Here is a 16,301-nt window from a genome sequence, read left to right as displayed (position 1 = left end):
CCGTCGATGACGGAAGCACGGCCGACCAAATCCTCTTGATCTGAGGAAGCTTTGCCTTGCGCGTAAGAAATGATTTCCGGACTATTTCTTGAGACTAAGCTCCACCCGAAATATCCCGCAATGCCAGCAGCAGCGAGTGCAACTGCCATAGTCCAACGTCCGCTTCCCTTTGAATGCCGTCGCGAACGTCGCGTCACCGACTTTGCTTCGCGCCGTCGCTTAAGTCGGACACGATGGTCCATTGCCGCCCCCGATGCGCTGAACACAATGCACCAAAACCGTACTTTTCGCCATATGCTGTGGGAAAGGGTCGGCTAACCCGTGCATTTCAAAACCCAGCTAAGTTCATGCCACTAGGGGTGTTCCTGCTGCGGCACAAGGCCTTCACACGCTTGGATCGCCGAACGAGCACGAATGACACTGACGTCGACTGCTGGAAAAGCCTCAGTCGCTGGCAAAGAATTTGTCGCGGAGCTTCCGAATATGCAATTATTCGGAGAAAGAACATCCAAAGCAAGCCGGGGGCGACGATGGGGTGGGTGCTTGCGGGCGTGGCGTTGGCCGCCTGGTTTTTCTACCGCGCCGTAAAGAACAAGGAACGGAGCGTTCAGTCACCCCAGCTGCGCGAGTTCGCCGCAACGCGTAGCAGCTTCGCCGAAGATCCACCTCAGGCCCGAGCCAGAGAGGCGTGGATCGATCCTCGAATTAACCCCGATCCAAGATTCACCGGAGGCCCAGACCAGTGGGACCGGCGTTTGCCAGGGCCGTCGGCGCCAACTAGTGACAGGCTCCCTGCGATTAGGACTCCCGCCCGATGGATTGCGTCAGGCGAGAGGGTGCGGGTGGGTGGAATGACCATCGACGCTGGCATGTTTTATCTCGGCGGAGCCTTCACTGGAACGAGTTCGGACCGCGGAACCAATTGCCTCGTGGATCCGTCGTGCACGGTCGCGCCATCGGGCAGCGATCTATCGGGCAGCCTCCTACCTTATTGGCCGTCATATTCGAACATTCCACCCATCGCCAGGCGGACTTATCTCGACTGGCTTGCGGGCGGAAGGAACGATCCGAGGATCGGCATAGGATATGTCTTTTTGTTTTTCTACGGCCTTGAGCGTCGTATGCTCGTGGATTTGGCCAAAGAGGAGACGCCTGCCCTAATTGCAGAGGTCCGGCGCCTCCTCGCCCTCCACGGAGAAAATCATTCGTTCAAAAACTATGCGTCGAAATTCCTTGATGTCGCGGAGCTCGTCAAGGGCCCGGAAATCTCTCGCCCGGCACTCTCGCCCTATCTCAGGAACGGATACGAGATGCCGTTGTCCGTCAGGCTCCATCTAGGGCGCAAACTTGCTTCTGCGGTTTCTTTTGACGGCACGGACGCATTCCTCTGGGTCTTGTCACTTCCCGACACTTATCTGCGAACGCCTGCGACGAGATGTTTCGACGAGCTAGCCGAGCTCTGGCAAATGCGGTTCGCATCCCGCTATCCGCAAGGACTCAAGGTCAATCCACCGAAAACTAAGCTCAAGATCGAATATCATGCGGCGAGCGGCGGCTTCGAATGCAGGCTTGACCTGTCCGACAGCGAGACGGGGCCGCTCCCCGACATCGCCGCGATTTCCGCACCCCTCGAAGGCCTGCGGGATCTCCTAAACGCGTGCACTGATGAACTCGCCTCGTACAGCCGCCTGCTGGGGAAAAGTCCAGAGGCGAAAGGCACGATCGAGGCCGCCTTCCTGTTGCCGAAGGAGATGTTGACATCGCCTTCGGTAATGGGAAGCGCCGCGCTCGAGCGTGTCGAACAGCTTTTCGGAGGTCGCAACATTGCGGGGGTCAAAGTAGGTCAACTCGCCCAGGCATTGGGAGTGGAGACCCCACCGAAAGGCAAACTTCCCTCCGGATTCTGCAATCAAGTCGGAGCCTTCATGGACAAGCTTGATGTAGGGTTCGAGCCAGATCGCAGATATGGCGCCCGGAATCTCGATGCCGACGGTTATGTCCTGCTGTTCAAGGCGAAAGACGGGGCGCCGGTCGATAGCGAGTCTTCAAGCTACGCTTCTGCCAGGGCCATGGTCGAAGTCGCTGCACTTGCAGCCGCTTCAGACGGGAAGATCGAGATCAGCGAATTCGAATCGATCAAGAGCGACATCCGGTCGGTTCCCGGCCTCGGCGGAACTGAGCGCGCCAGGCTGATGGCCTATGCGAGCACGCTACTGAAGGATGCGCCCGCCCGGCAATCCGCTATGCAGAGGTTGCGCAGCGTCAAAGCCGAGGCGCGCGACAGCGCGATCCGATCGGCCACGTCGGCGGTGCTCGCGGACGGACATGCCGCCCCGGACGAGGTGAAGTTTCTCGAGCGCTTGTACAAAACGCTTGGGTATCCGGTGGAGGATCTATATTCCGCGCTTCATCGCGGTTCGGTCGTCGTGGACGAGCCCATAGCCGTCACACCGGAAATACGGACTGGCGGTGTTCCCATTCCTGCCGAAGCCTCGGCACCCAAAGCATCGGGCATACAGATCGACCGTGCTCGGCTTGAACGGAGAAAGTTGGAGACGTCAGCGGTTTCCCAACTTCTCGCAGGCATCTTCGTCGAAGACGAGCCGCTTTCTCCGCCGCCGGCCCCGACGGAGACGGCCCTGCGAGGAGACTCGAGGTTTGAAGGACTCGATGCGGCTCATGCCGAACTGCTTTCCTGCCTTCTTGGAGCCGGAGAGCTAGACCGAGACGCATTCGAAGACGTGGCGCGGAAACTGCGACTGTTGCCGGACGGCGCGATCGAAACGATCAATGAATGGGGCTTCGACAAGTTCGACGGACCGATCCTCGACGGAGAGGAGCACGTGGTGGTCATGGAACATGTCCGAATGGAACTGCAAAAGGCGGGAGCGGAAAGATGACGGCAGAAACTACCATCAAGGCGCGCGACCGCGACGTCATCCTCCAGGCGCTTGCCGCAGGTGTGGTCCCAAAGACGGGACTTCGCCACGTGCAGGTCGGAAGGATCGCGGAAGTTGGAGCTCTGGTCCGGGATATCGACCGCCTGTCAGATGGGGGTGCGGCGATCCGATTCATCATCGGCGAGTACGGGGCGGGGAAAACGTTTTTCCTGAATCTCGTCCGCTTGATTGCGCTCGAACGGAAATGCGTCACGATTCACGCCGATCTTGGTCCCGACCGCAGGATTCATGCGTCGGCGGGCCAGGCGAGGGGACTCTATGCCGAGGCTGTCCGGAACATGGCCACCAGAACGAAGCCCGAGGGAGGCGCGCTGCCGAGCGTTGTCGAGCGTTTCGTAACTGACTGCATGAACGAAGCGGGAAGGAAAAGCGTGCCTGTCGAGCGTGTCATAGATGAACGCCTGGCCCATCTTCAGGAGGAGGTCGGCGGCTATGACTATGCGACCGTGTTGAAAGCCTACTGGCGCGGCAGCGAGGAGGGCGACGAGGTCCTCAAGACATCAGCGCTGCGGTGGCTGCGTGGCGAATACTCAACGAAGACAGAAGCAAGACAGGCGCTGGGCGTCAGGAGCATCATCGATGACAATGACATCTATGACGCGCTGAAATTGCTCGCAGCATTCGTCAAACTCGCTGGCTACGCCGGCCTGCTCGTTGTCTTCGATGAAATGGTGAACTTGTACAAGCTCCAGAGCGCGCAGGCACGCAACCAGAATTTTGAGCAAATTCTGCGCATGCTCAACGACGTTCTTCAGGGGAATTTCGGCGGTATCGGCTTCGTGTTCGGTGGCACCCCCGAATTCCTTATGGACACTCGCCGGGGCCTTTACAGTTACGCCGCACTGCAGTCGCGCCTTGCGGAGAACGCCTTCGCGACGAACGGTCTCGTCGACCTGTCCGGCCCTGTGCTTCGTTTGCAGAGCCTTACGCCCGAGGACCTGCTTATTCTCTTGTCCAATATTCGGTCTGTGTTCGCACATGGCGATCCGGCGAAGCATCTGGTCCCGGATGAGGCGCTTCCCGCGTTCATGGAACATTGCAGCAAACACGTCGGCGAGGCTTATTTCAGGACGCCTCGCAACACGATCAAAGCGTTCGTCCAGTTCTTGGCGATTCTTGATCAGAACCCTGGAACGGGATGGGAAAGCCTTCTCGGGCGGGTCGACGTCGCGCCCGACGTCGAGAACCTATCAGCCGAAGAAAGCATAGACAGCGCCCAGGGCGGGGATGAGAACCTTGCCAGCATCAGGCTCTGAGGAACGTTCCGGTTTCGACCAGCTTCATGAGACGATCCGGCGCTGGATTTGGGAACGGAAGTGGGAGGAACTGCGTGACGTCCAGGACAAGGCGATCGCCGCGATCCTAAACGGCGAAAACGACGTCCTGATCGCTGCCGCTACCGCAGCCGGAAAAACGGAAGCGGCATTCCTGCCGATCCTTACGAAGGTTGCTGATCGGAAAGAAAGCGGCTTTTCCGTCCTATACGTCAGCCCGCTCAAGGCCCTCATCAACGATCAGTTCCGCCGCCTCGATGACCTATGCGAGCGGATGGAGATCGACGTAGTCCGCTGGCATGGAGACGCTCCGCAGTCCGCGAAGCAGCGAGCGAGGCGCGATCCGCGCGGTCTCGTCCTGATCACTCCGGAATCCATTGAGGCAATGCTGCTCCGCCGTCCTGGCGACGCGAAGGCGATGTTGGCTTCGCTGGACTTCATTGTCATCGATGAATTGCACGCTTTCCTCAATGGACCTCGGGGGCTGCACCTCGCGAGCCTTCTCCGTCGGCTGGACGATTTGGCCGTGAAGCCGGCGAGGCGTATCGGCCTCTCGGCCACGATCGGCGACCTTGCCGTCGCCGCACTCTGGCTCCGGCCTGAGAACCCTTCTTCTGCAGTGATCGTCGAATCAGCAGCCGATTCACCGGAGCTCCGTCTTCAGGTTAGGGCGTACGCCGATTCCGAGGAAGTCGAAGACTCCGATGGCCTTGAGAACGAAGAAGGCCCCCCAACCGCCCTCGATCTCATTGCCGACCATGTCTTTGCGAACCTGCGGGGATCCAACAACCTTGCTTTCGCCGGATCGAGAAAGCGTGTCGAGGCGTTGGCCGACCGACTCCGCATCCGGTCCGAAAAAGCCGCCGTGCCCAACGAATTCTTCCCGCATCACGGGAGCTTGTCGAAGGAACTTAGAGAGGAGCTTGAGGATCGGCTGAAGAAAGGCGATGTTCCCACCACGGGCGTGGCGACGACGACGCTCGAGCTCGGTATCGACATCGGTTCGGTCAAATCGGTGGCACAGATCGGCGCCCCGCGGTCGTTGGCGTCATTGCGCCAGAGGCTTGGACGCAGCGGACGCCGGCGTGGCATCCCGGCCGTTCTCCGGATCTATGTGCGCGAGCGAAGCCTCGCCGCGGATTCTGATCCTCTAGATCGGCTGAGGTTGGAGACAGTGCGAGCGACCGCCTCAGTCCGTCTCCTGATTGAACGGTTCGTCGAGCCCCCGTCGACGGACAGCGCTACCGCAACGGTGGTGCTTCACCAGACGCTTTCAGTGATTGTCCAGGAAGGCGGCGCGCGTGCTGACCGGTTGTACCGATTGCTATGCGGTGCCGGGCCGTTGTCCGCGCTCGACAAGACTGACTACGTGGAGCTTCTCCGGACAATGGCGTCGCCGGAACAAAGGCTGATCGAGCAGGCGCCAGACGGGACGATCATGCTTGGCGAGATCGGCGAACGGCTCACGAGCGCACGTGATTTCTACGCCATTTTCTCGACGGACGACGAGTGGCGACTGGTCTCTGGAGGGCGCACGTTAGGGACGATCCCTGTCTCCAATCCAGTGGGGGTCGGCGCAGTAATCTCGTTCGCGGGCCAGCGGTGGCGCATCGTCGCCGTGGACGACCTGGGAAAAGTGATTGAAGTCGAAAGACACCGATCCGGAAAGATCCCGAAATTCGACGCCCTTATGAACGAACCGATTCACGACCGGCTCGCGATCGAGATGCAGACGGTTCTGTCGTCGACGGAAATCCCTGCCTATCTCGATGGAGCCGCAACCGATTTCCTTGAGCAGGGAAGGGCGGCTTACAAGGGGTTGAATGAATCTCGGTTTCTGCGAGCTGGCAAGGACACCCATATCCTCACGTGGAGAGGAACAGACGCGAATTCGGTCTTAGCCTTCGCTATGGTTTCGGCCGGCCTGGAATGCGTGGTTCTCGACGTCGGGGTCACAGTGCTCGAGACGACGCCAGGTGAAGCTGCCGCAATCCTTCGGCAGGTTGCCGAGCGGCCGCCGGACATTCAATCGATCGCGGGTTTCGTGGAGAACCTTCGGACAGCCAAATTCGACGAGATGGTGCCGGAAACCTTGCTACGGCGGCTGTGGGCGAGGGCGCATTCAAGAATCGGAGAAGACCTAGGAATGATGGCTTGGGAAGTTCTCGCGTCCAAGACTTGAAGCTCACAACCGATTGCAAGCATGCAAAGAAAGAGGCCCCACGCGGGCGCGGTCGCTAGTGAGAAAGCTAATCAACAGGTTTGCGCTGCCAAAGACCCAGGCCAGAACAGGGAATGCTGGCAGCGCATTCTGAGAGCTCAAGAAGGGGCAGGCATTTCAATTCAGAATTGTCATCGGCAACTGGATTATCGAGCACATCTCGATATATCGGCAGAACGCATTGGCAAGCTGTATCTGTCGTGGCGTCCTGCACTCCGCTTCGAACACCTGAGGTGAGGCCACGAGAATCGACAGGCATTTGGCCCGGGACGTTGCAACGTTGAAGCGATTGAGGCTGTAAAGGAACTCCATGCCTCGCGGGGCATCTGCGTGAGTTGAAGTCGCCATCGAATAAATCGCAATCGGCGCCTCCTGACCCTGGAATTTGTCGACCGTTCCGACTCTGGCGCTGGGAAGGTGCTGCTGGATTTCGAAGACCTGCGCGTTGTAGGGCGTGATGATCAGGATATCGTCTGTTGTGACTAGGGCTTCTTTCCCGTGCCGATCGATCCAACGCGTTTTCGACTGCATGACGTGGTTCACAAAGTCGCGAATCACGACAGCCTCTTCCGGGGAGGAGTTCTGATTTCCGCTGTGAGTGACCGGGATGTACCGCAGGCCGGACCCTTGTATCGGACCGCTTGATACGATCTGGCCGTCAAGGCCGACCTTTGATTTCAGTTTGCTCTCATAGAACAGCTCCGATGTGAAAGCGCATATATCGGGGTGGAGCCGCCAGGTCTCTTCGAGAAACAGCCCTTGCCCGGCGGCGATCGTTTTCCGGCCGGCGAGAATGTGATTCAGCGCCGACACGTCGGTTCCGTCCGGGTGACTTCCCTGCATCGGTTGGTCCAGCTGTTGGGGATCGCCAAGCAGAACAACCGTGTGGGCTGCCTGCGAAACCGCCAGCACATTTGCGAGAGACATCTGAGCCGCTTCGTCCACGACAAGAACGTCGATGGATTCAAACGCATCCGCCCGTGACCAGAGGAAGCTCGTCCCCCCGGCGACCCTGCACGGTCCGCTCAATGCTCCATAGACGTCGGCATTGTTCTTCGCGAAAACCAAGCGGTGCTGATTGGATTCCACCTCCTTCGGCTTCACGATGCATGTCAGGTCGACGCCTAGTTCGTCGGCCGCCTCGACCACCTTGTCGATCAAATTCCTGATGACCTTGTGGCTGTTTGCGGTGATCCCAACAGTCTTATCTTCGCCAACAAGCGTGCAAACCATCCGCGCGCCAGTGAACGATTTCCCGGTGCCCGGGGGCCCCTGAATGGGGAAAACGCCGCCATCAAACAGGGTGGCGACCCGCATCGCTGCTGCCAAGGTTGTTTCCTCATCGGTCTTGATCGGCTCACCCCGCAGACGCGGCGCTAGGCGCAGCAGCAGATCGCGCGCCGCGCAATATGGCCCGTCGCCAGTTAGGCCGCGGTCCGCTACGTATTCGCCAATGCGCACGAGGGAATTGGCCTGTTCGTCAGAGCCGAAATTCTTCGAGCCGTAGATCGCCTGGGGATGAACATCGACGGACTTGCCTGTCTTCTTGACGTCGATCGTACGGTTCTGCTGCGATACCGCAACGGTGGATCCTATCTTGTCGCCGCCGACATTGTGCAGGTCGTCCTCGACGCGAATGTCTGTTTCCTGCGGAATAAATGAATAGCGGTGCGTCGGAAGCTTTCCGGCCCCAGGGACTTCGCCGACGAACGTGAGGCCCGCCAGGCCGCTGCGTTCGTCCATCAGCTCTTCGGCCGACAGATCGCGAAGGCGAAAGAACTCCCACCACGTCGCCTTTGCTTCGCGCCGATGCCAATCGAGAATGTTGGCGAGTATCCATCGCGCGTGCTGATCGGCGTCACGCTCCTCCGGATCGGCTGGCACGTCCGTGGTCAGCTTTTCAATCAGCGGACCGATCTTTGCGAGCCATGCCGTGACGTTCTCGCTCGCTACTTCGTCGCCGGGCTGAGGTCGGGCAATATTTTCACCGGCAGCGATTACGCGTGAGCGGAGCATTTCCAGCCAGTCACGGAGAAACTGCGTCGATACGCAGTCGTCGCGGTTGTAGCTCTCGACCACCGATCGGTCTTGTTCGCGAATTTTGTCGGGGTGTCCGAGTTCCAGGCTTGACTGGAGACTCAGCAACGCAACGTTTGCATCCTGAAGAGCTGTCTCGCGCGTAAATCCATAAAACGGTTCCAGCCTCTTGATCGAATAGCTTTCAACGCTTGCGCGAAGGCCGTTGCGGACAACGCCGTAAAGATCGACGAACAGCTTCGACCGCAGCATGTTGTCGAATTCTTCTTCACGCGTTGCGTAGCGACCCATTAGCCGTTTCAGTGCCCCAGGCTCGTAGGGTGCGTAGTGGTAGACGTGCAGTTCCGGATACGTCTCCCGACGGTTGGTTGTGAAGTCGATGAACGCTTCGAATGCGAGCTTTTCGTCAGCGCGGGAGAAAGCCCAGTCACCTACGTAACTCCATTCGCCCGCTTTATTTTTGAAATGATATCCAAAGAGATACTCAAGCCCGTGCTCGCCGACGAACGGATCGCCTTCCAGGTCAAGGAAGATATCTCCGTCCGAGGGTTCCGGAAGGCACGACAGTCCGAAACCTGCTTCGACAGGAAGGACCTCGAAACCGAGGTTGCCGCTGGCTCTCGCCTCCGCCTGCAACCGTGCTTGCTCGCGGATGCGCTCGTAGGAATGAGCCGAGCCGCGCTCGGGCTTCCACTGCAAGGGCAGGGGCATAGCGGCTAGCGATTCCATCGCGCCGACGCCGCGGGTTTTCAGCTCGTTGATCTGCACCTTGGATATCCCGGCAACGAGACAGAGGTGATCGTCAACTCGGCGTCGATTATCGCATTGCTTGCTCCAGCGACAAACATCGCAATGACTGTTGGGGTCAGGATAGGTGTCGGAACCGGCGGCTGAATCGACAGTCAGCTCAAGTCCAGATTTAGCCCTGCGATAGAACGCGCCGTAGTCGGCGAAGCGATACTGCTGTGGCTTAAAATCCGCCCATGGCGGAACCACGTGCATGAGTTCAGGTGCCAGACCCTGAGCGTCGGCGAGCAGATCAGAATAGAGACAAAGTTGGAGGACGGTACCTCCCTTTGTCTCGCGAGCCAACTTGGTGTCGACTGCCTCATAGGACCAGGATCCAAGCGCTGATGGCGTCTCAACGCGGAGAAGCACATCTGTTCGGCCGCTCCACCGTCCGTTCAGCAAAGCTCCTTGGACGATAACGGGTGTTCCAGCGTGCATCGCATCGAGTGTCTGTCCGGCCGTTGTCGCCGTGATATCGATGCCTTCAATGTGCACGGCATCGAGACCCGAAGTTTTCAGATGGTCGATATACGCTTGCTCGTGAAGCGCACCTCGTTCCCGAAGGATTTCAAGAAACGGATCGTAAGAGGCTGGCTTGGCAAGTGTGCCTTGAGCGACTGCCAGGTCTAGGCTCGTGAGATGGCGGCAATTCAGATGGCCGACCAAGTCGGTCGCACTCAATTGGATCCCGTGCCCCGACTGTCTCATGAAGCGAGCTCAAAGAAATCGGCGCTTCGATCAAGCGAAAAGAAGACTCCGACATTGATTTCTGCGGTTGTCATCACATGGCTGCCAAGTTCTCGGTTGTTGCCCGTGACGCCTGGGAAAATGGAAACCGAGGACACACAGGAAAGAGCCTGCTTCGTTGCCGGGGAAGGGGGCGATGGTGCCACCGCTGCTGCTCCCTTTCATGAGTTGGGAACCCGATGACCTCCGGGCACTTGCGAGGGGAATATCCCACTTACCACAGTCGGGGTTGAACAAGCCACGGAGACGGAAATAGCGGTCGATACGCACAAAGTCCTTAGTATTCATGGAGGCGACAACGGCGTGGTGCGCGATCGCCGTTGCAGCGATCGCGAGGTCTTGCCCTGGCTTCTTCGCGTTCCTGCAGGGGACCCAAAGGTCCTGCAGAGCAGGGATCAGCGTCATGTCTGCATACAGTTGGGCAACGGGGGCATCCATCGCAAGAAATACCACATCGGACTCGAGCAATGATTTCAACCATTTCGCAAGGCTGGCGGCCCGTGGTGCATCCTTAGGCTTGAGCATAGAAATTCCCCTCTGTATTTCAAATACAGCGCTGAAAGGAATGGCGATAGGGGCGCGAAGATTGCCCACCCAGTCAACGACGTTGGGATTGGGCCGCCTGTGGGCCAACGCGCTCAGCACGTTCGTGTCGAGCACGTACATTGTCGATCGTGGGCTCACAGGAACTGTCCGTGGTGTTAAGGTGCAGAACTCATATTTGAGAGTCACCGGCAATCCGTTAATGAGCCGGACGGCAGGAGGTTTTGAATGGGGCGTGTTCCCCGCGATCAGGCAGCATCGGGCAAGCGGACCAAAGTCTGGAACGTGCGCGAAGCACGCGAACGGTTTGATGACCTACTTGCAGCGGCCGCGCAGAGCGGCCCCCAGACGGTCCGCGACAAGCGCCGTGTGTTCAAAGTCACCCTTGAGCGCGCCGGATCGTCTCCTATTGCGAAAGGCCTTCTCACGAAAGGAGGGCCTCTGGAGACAACGGGCGTCCTGGAAGATTGAGTTGTGAGTCATGTCCTATCATGGCAGATGAGCTACGGACCCGCAGTTGATTGAGAGAAATTTGGTTCGACAGGAGGCGCGATGAGTAGTTCGCTATCCTGGCAAGACAAGATGCACCGGCCCAAATGAAGCCAGCGAGAAATTCGAGCGAAGAACACTCTCGGATTATTTGACGGCTCTCTATAGAATCGATCGGTCCTTCAAATTTTATCGACGTTTTTGATGCCACCGAAGGGGATTGGCATCCACAAGTCCGCTTGCAACCGGAGAGGGCATCGTGGACTTCAACGAAACTCAGTTATACGAAAACGTGGCCGACCGGCCGGAAGGCGCCAAGGTGGTGCCAGCTGATACCCAGAGCGACAGGCTGCACGCAATCAAAGAGCGTGTACGCGCCCGCCAGAAGGCGATGACTAAAGCGTTTCTCGATATCGCGTCGGAGCTCGACGCCGCTCGCAACGAATTGCCGGAGTCCAAGCTAAAGGCGTTCCTCGTTTCCGAGTGCGGCCTGAATAGAAGCGATCTCCGAACCTATCTGAAATTCACCGAGGCCCTTGGAGCTCATCGCGAGACGATCATGAAGGGGGCCGTTTCCTTCGCCACCATCAAAGCCCTGGTCGCGGCTCCGACAGCTGTCAGGGACGAAGTCGTCGAGAAGATCACGCTGGGAAGTTTCGTGGCTTCAAGCGACGTCGCGGCAGTCAAGCGCCGCCATGTCAACGATGCAAAGGATCCTGGTGTCGAGCAGGAACGCCGACGCCGGAAGGCGCTGCGTTCAGCGGCGGAATTGAAAGCGCAGTCGAAAGTCGAATCCTTTGGCAATCAGTTTCTGCCGTTCGCGCAATCCCTCATCGATTTCTACAACGACGGTTACGACGATACCCGCTCACGCGACGATTTGATCGACAAGCGCATTTCGCTCATGCAGGAAGCTGGCAATTGTCTGGCTCGCTTCGAGGAACTTTTCGATACGGCAGCGCTTCCGGCCGCATGGGAGTTCCATTACCAGGGCAATCCCGACGAGACTGTTTGGCTCGCTCGAGCGCACGACAGCCTGAAGAGCTTGGCCTTGGGAGAATTCCAGTCGGTCGATCCGGAAAGCGGCAACCCATACGACACGAGCCACGACTTCCTCGACCGCGCTGCGGTGGAAAGCGTGCTTTGGCTTTTCAACGACAACGGCATTTCGCAAGAGCAGTTGAAGCACAGGAAATTGCCTGCCTCAGCCGCAAAAACGGTGATCGACCCTCCCTATCGGCTCAGTTCTATCGAGGTATGTGCTGGAGCGGGAGGCCAAGCGCTTGGACTCCACGCCGCCGGTTTCGACGCCGTCTGCATCTACGAGCGAAACAAGAATGCGGTCGCGACCCTGAAAGCCAACAGGGCGCTCGGTCCGGTCCGGCAGGGCGACATTGCAGATGTGGATTTTACTGCATATCGCGGAAAAATCGACCTGGTCGCCGGCGGAGTCCCATGCCAACCTCATTCGAGCATGGGCTTGCAGAAGGGCCACGCGGATGGCCGCGATCTCTTTATGGAAGCTGTGCGGATTGTCGGCCAGGTCGCTCCAAAAGCCTTTTTCTTCGAAAACGTCGAGGGGTTCGGCTTCAGGGCAAACTCAGCTTATCGTGCGGAACTTCATCGGAAGTTCAAGAATCTTGGTTACGACACGCAGGTATTCAGCTTCTTTGGCAGCGACTACGGATTGGCTCAAAATCGGCCAAGGGTAGCGTTCGTGGGATTTCGGGATGTTCCCATCGGCCGCTTCCGTATGCCGCCGAGATTCCCCGAATGGAGAACGACCGTAGGCGAAGCTCTAATCGATCTCGTAGCCGCAAACGGATGGGAAGGCGCGGAGGAGTGGGCCAGGAGCACGGCGAACAAGATCGGCCCGACAATCCTCGGTGGGTCCGAGCAATCCGGAAGGCTGGCGTTCAGTGCCAAACTGGGCCTGGAAAAATGGCTGGCTCTCGGGATCGATCCGTTGGGGATCGCAAAGAGCGCCCCGTCCGCAGATCATTCGAAGGAAGATCCGTTCAAATTCACGATGAAAATGGGCGCCCGGCTTCAAGGTTTTCCTGACGACTGGGAATTCTGCGGCACGCAACACCCGCAGAAGCGTCAGATCGGCAACGCGTTGCCGCCAGTCATGGCGCGGGCGGTCGGTCTGGCGATCTACAGTGCCCTCACCGGAGTGAATTTTGACTACGAACAGGCCCTGCGATCACCTCTGCCGGGCAAGCACAACGGTAGGCTGAAGCTCAACATGCTTGCACGGGTAGGCGATCAACTGGATACCGTTCCAGATTATTGCTGAGGACGTCATTCGCATTCGGGACTTGAAGCTGAAGCATTGGGATGGCAGCTCTCCATCGCCATCCCAATGCCGACATGGCCGTCGAGCTGATTGTTGCAGTCCTCCTGTTTCGCTGCTGAGCAGCGGCCCATCAGCAAAGAGATTCGCAGGGTATGCCGTCGCTGTCGCGATCGAGCTTGCCACCCCAGGAACAATTTTCCAGATACCACCGGGCTTCATCACAGGAGCTGATTTGCGAACATGTCAGCCGCGGCTGGCAAGACCAGCTTTGTGCAATTCGCGAGAACGGGCTTCGCTTTATTGAAGTCACGCCAAGAAGCGGACTGCTCTCCCTAGATGACGGCAAGCTGTTTCCGGACAAAAAGCATAACAAGAAGCCTATAGCCACGATGAACCGAATTGCTAACTGCTTCACTGTTCCCTCGAGTAGCTAGTATGTCGAATCGTCGATCTGAGCGTTGAGTTCCGGTCAAACGAGTCCACAAGTTTCGGTATGAATTCGATTGTGCCAACCCACAGAACGTGCGTCAGCTTCAGAAGCAATCCCAAAACGGAAATCTTGCATAATGGATCGCGCATGACATTCAACGGAACAGGCTAGAGACCGCCCGCTATGAATCCGGACACAAACGCGCTGCCAGTCGTCGATGAGCGGATGGTCGACATCCTATTGCTGGAGATGCTCCATGTCGACGACGGCTTCCGCTCTTGGTTCTGCAGCTTGATCGATCCCGGCTCCCGCACCTCTGTGTCGCTGGTTTCGGCGCGGCATTCGGTGTTCGAGACGTCTTCCGGAGAAACCGACATCGAAATCGTCTGTGCGCACGACGGCGCAGCCGTCGGCTACCTCGTAGAAAACAAAATCTACGCACCTTTCATGCCGCGGCAACTCGAGCGCTACCGAATGCGCGGAGAGCAAGGACGGCTGTCTGGCAAATGGGCCAGCTTCCGGGTCGTCCTCATTGCCCCTCAGAAATACCTGTCGGGCCTGCGTCAGGAGGAGCGACAGTTCCTAGATATCGAGGTTCCCTACGAGACAGTCCTTGACTGGTTCGAGCAAGCTCGACGGCCCGATCTGGCCTTCAAACAGCACATGCTAGTGAAGGCCATTGCGTCCGGACGGAAAGGCTACGTAAAGCAAGCCGACAGCGCCATGACGGAATTCTGGCATAGCTACTGGCTTCACCTTAAATCACCAGGTTCAGCGATCGTCATGGCTGAACCGCCTGAGAAGGGACGTGATTCCTCCTGGATCGACTTCATGGTTCCGTGGAAGGCGCCGAAGTGCAAGCTCTATCACAAGTTCAGGAAGGGTACGGTCGAATTGGTGATCGAATGCAGGGACTCCGGGCGCGCGGAGGCACTGCTCGCTCCGATATTGGACAAAGAAATGGAGTTCGTGGCGACGAAATCCACCGCTGCAGTGTGCATCCCGGTGCACGTTATCGACCACCACATGCCCTTCGGACTCCTGGCCGGAAGCATCAATCACGCAGTCGCGCAGCTTGAGCGCCTGCAGAATCTGGCCATATCGCCGGAATTTAAGGCGGCCGTTTCCAATCTGGGCCGTTTCCGGGAATGGCCCAGACTTTGATGCAGGGGCGGCCCGTTCGGAATGACACGCACTTCAAGGCATAACGAGTTGCCGGAAGCCACCGTTGCGCCGATTGTCCAGGTAGCGTGCCACCCTAGGATTTCGGTTGAGCGTGGCAGTTTACTTGGCCTTGGCTTTCCGCCTCGACGTCAGTTTTTTTATAGGTGCTGCGGGCTTCCGGCCGAGACCCGATGACTTTGCAAGCACAGAGCGGGCCGCGGAATAGTTCGGAGCCACCATGGGATAATCGCGCGGGAGTCCCCATTTCGCTCGATATTCATCAGGGGTGAGGCCAAAGTCCGTTCTGAGGTGCCGCTTCAGCGACTTGAACTTTTTTCCATCCTCTAGGCAGACGATGTAATCGGGAAACACCGATCTTTTGGGATTGACCGCTGGTACTAGTGGCGGCTGTTCAACGATGTCGGGCCGACCGAGATTTCTAAGAGTGGTGTTCACAGATGATATAAGATCTGGGAGACCAGTCACGGGTACAGCGTTGTTTTGGACAAACGCTGAAACAATGTCGGCAGTCAGTTCCATCAAATCTGCGTTCCGACGATCAGTTTCTTCGTGCACGCCATCGAACTCCTTGTTGCTATCCGCTTAGGTATTGGCGAAAGTCGGATGGCGCAAGAAGCAGTCCGCCTACTCGCCCGTGGTTGGGTTTTCCATGTCTCGCCCGCTCCGCGGCCCGATGGGGCGACCAATGCGGGCCTTTATCCAATAGCAAGTTTCCCGCCATGTTTTGATGAACTACAGGTCACCTTGTCGCTAGTCGCGGTTAAGGAGATCTGGTGTTATTCGCCCATCCTTGGTCCCAGCAGGCGCCAGTTCAACATATCCCGCTCGGTCCAGTAGCTTCATCGGGATTGATCGGCGATGCCGCACGGCCGAGGCCAAACCGAAGTAGGCTGAATACGTACCCTCCATGGGGCGCATTGCTATTGCCACCCATGCCGGAGTCGCGTCCGCCCGTCGAGCCAATTCATCGACTTCGTTCCATAGAAGCGCGGTGATGTCAGCCTCCGCCTTTCCGCGTCTCTCAAGTTCTTCCCGCTGGGCATCGGCTATCAGCACAGCGTTGTAGCAGGGGTTAATTCTGCCGTTGGCTTGGAATTCATTCCGAGACTTCACCCCTATGAGAAAACCTTGTCCGGAACGAATTGCCATGATGTCGGCATAGGGGAAGTTGATGCCCAGATTCAGGTTGCGAACTTCCTCGAACCCTACTGCCCTCAAGCGCTCCTCTGCCAGTGTCTCGCCAATGCGTCCAAGTCTCGACGTGCGCTCGGCCCGAAGAATTGACGACTGCATAGGTAAGCCCCCAATAGAAGCCTCATGACAACGT

General features: G+C 58.1%; 11 protein-coding genes. 6 read left to right on the top strand and 5 right to left on the bottom strand.

Features of this window, described 5'->3' with window-relative positions:
* The first annotated feature begins 173 nt into the window (after nt 1-173).
* Genes AC1RUK_RS12700 through AC1RUK_RS12690 form a run of 3 tightly spaced genes read left to right on the top strand, consistent with a single transcriptional unit; the run spans nt 174 to nt 6,416 of the window.
* Nucleotides 174-2,900, top strand: a complete 2,727-nt coding sequence (locus AC1RUK_RS12700) for a tellurite resistance TerB family protein (protein ID WP_481840261.1) — start codon at nt 174-176, stop codon at nt 2,898-2,900.
* A complete protein-coding gene (locus AC1RUK_RS12695) occupies nt 2,897-4,216 on the top strand; it encodes an ATP-binding protein (RefSeq protein ID WP_481835348.1) in 1,320 nt (439 codons plus the stop codon). The genes AC1RUK_RS12700 and AC1RUK_RS12695 overlap by 4 nt, the downstream gene beginning before the upstream one ends.
* Nucleotides 4,188-6,416, top strand: a complete 2,229-nt coding sequence (locus AC1RUK_RS12690; protein WP_481840260.1) for a DEAD/DEAH box helicase — start codon at nt 4,188-4,190, stop codon at nt 6,414-6,416. The genes AC1RUK_RS12695 and AC1RUK_RS12690 overlap by 29 nt, the downstream gene beginning before the upstream one ends.
* Nucleotides 6,417-6,572: 156 nt before the next feature.
* On the opposite strand, the gene AC1RUK_RS12685 is transcribed toward AC1RUK_RS12690, so the two are convergent.
* Together AC1RUK_RS12685 and AC1RUK_RS12680 are read right to left on the bottom strand one after the other, a co-directional pair.
* On the bottom strand, nt 6,573-9,962 hold the full coding sequence (locus AC1RUK_RS12685; protein ID WP_481835350.1) for a TM0106 family RecB-like putative nuclease: 3,390 nt from the start codon (nt 9,960-9,962) through the stop codon (nt 6,573-6,575).
* 57 nt (nt 9,963-10,019) lie between these two features.
* Nucleotides 10,020-10,694 carry a PIN domain-containing protein gene (locus AC1RUK_RS12680; RefSeq protein ID WP_481840259.1) on the bottom strand — a complete coding sequence of 225 codons (675 nt, stop codon included), beginning with the start codon at nt 10,692-10,694 and terminating at the stop codon, nt 10,020-10,022.
* Between the two features lie 105 nt (nt 10,695-10,799).
* Between AC1RUK_RS12680 and AC1RUK_RS12675 the strand changes: the two genes are divergently transcribed.
* Nucleotides 10,800-11,042 carry a hypothetical protein gene (locus AC1RUK_RS12675; protein WP_481835352.1) on the top strand — a complete coding sequence of 81 codons (243 nt, stop codon included), beginning with the start codon at nt 10,800-10,802 and terminating at the stop codon, nt 11,040-11,042.
* Nucleotides 11,043-11,319: 277 nt separating this feature from the next.
* Complete coding sequence (locus tag AC1RUK_RS12670; RefSeq protein ID WP_481835353.1) at nt 11,320-13,359, top strand: DNA cytosine methyltransferase; 2,040 nt, start codon at nt 11,320-11,322, stop codon at nt 13,357-13,359.
* Nucleotides 13,360-13,489: 130 nt separating this feature from the next.
* Here the strand turns inward: AC1RUK_RS12670 and AC1RUK_RS12665 are convergent, their stop codons facing one another.
* Complete coding sequence (locus tag AC1RUK_RS12665; RefSeq protein WP_245520976.1) at nt 13,490-13,669, bottom strand: excalibur calcium-binding domain-containing protein; 180 nt, start codon at nt 13,667-13,669, stop codon at nt 13,490-13,492.
* A gap of 303 nt (nt 13,670-13,972) precedes the next feature.
* Here AC1RUK_RS12665 and AC1RUK_RS12660 point away from each other — a divergent pair, with 303 nt between their 5' ends.
* Complete coding sequence (locus AC1RUK_RS12660; RefSeq protein ID WP_481835355.1) at nt 13,973-14,953, top strand: hypothetical protein; 981 nt, start codon at nt 13,973-13,975, stop codon at nt 14,951-14,953.
* A gap of 120 nt (nt 14,954-15,073) precedes the next feature.
* Here AC1RUK_RS12660 and AC1RUK_RS12655 read toward each other — a convergent pair whose 3' ends face one another.
* The gene (locus tag AC1RUK_RS12655; protein WP_481835356.1) at nt 15,074-15,493 is read right to left on the bottom strand and encodes a Ros/MucR family transcriptional regulator; all 420 of its coding nucleotides are present in this window, start codon (nt 15,491-15,493) and stop codon (nt 15,074-15,076) included.
* 231 nt (nt 15,494-15,724) lie between these two features.
* Nucleotides 15,725-16,267, bottom strand: a complete 543-nt coding sequence (locus AC1RUK_RS12650) for a hypothetical protein (RefSeq protein ID WP_481835357.1) — start codon at nt 16,265-16,267, stop codon at nt 15,725-15,727.
* Nucleotides 16,268-16,301: the final 34 nt, after the last annotated feature.

This window comes from Mesorhizobium monacense (genome assembly GCF_056781675.1).
The sequence above is the reverse complement of the archived record's forward strand: the minus strand, read 5'-3'. Positions and strand labels throughout refer to the sequence as shown.

Coding starts and splice junctions, on each gene's coding strand:
- AC1RUK_RS12700 (WP_481840261.1), top strand. CDS start 174: ATGCCGTCGCGAACGTCGCGTCACCGACTTTGCTTCGCGCCGTCGCTT.
- AC1RUK_RS12695 (WP_481835348.1), top strand. CDS start 2,897: ATGACGGCAGAAACTACCATCAAGGCGCGCGACCGCGACGTCATCCTC.
- AC1RUK_RS12690 (WP_481840260.1), top strand. CDS start 4,188: ATGAGAACCTTGCCAGCATCAGGCTCTGAGGAACGTTCCGGTTTCGAC.
- AC1RUK_RS12680 (WP_481840259.1), bottom strand. CDS start 10,694: ATGTACGTGCTCGACACGAACGTGCTGAGCGCGTTGGCCCACAGGCGG.
- AC1RUK_RS12675 (WP_481835352.1), top strand. CDS start 10,800: ATGGGGCGTGTTCCCCGCGATCAGGCAGCATCGGGCAAGCGGACCAAA.
- AC1RUK_RS12660 (WP_481835355.1), top strand. CDS start 13,973: ATGAATCCGGACACAAACGCGCTGCCAGTCGTCGATGAGCGGATGGTC.
- AC1RUK_RS12655 (WP_481835356.1), bottom strand. CDS start 15,493: ATGGAACTGACTGCCGACATTGTTTCAGCGTTTGTCCAAAACAACGCT.
- AC1RUK_RS12650 (WP_481835357.1), bottom strand. CDS start 16,267: ATGCAGTCGTCAATTCTTCGGGCCGAGCGCACGTCGAGACTTGGACGC.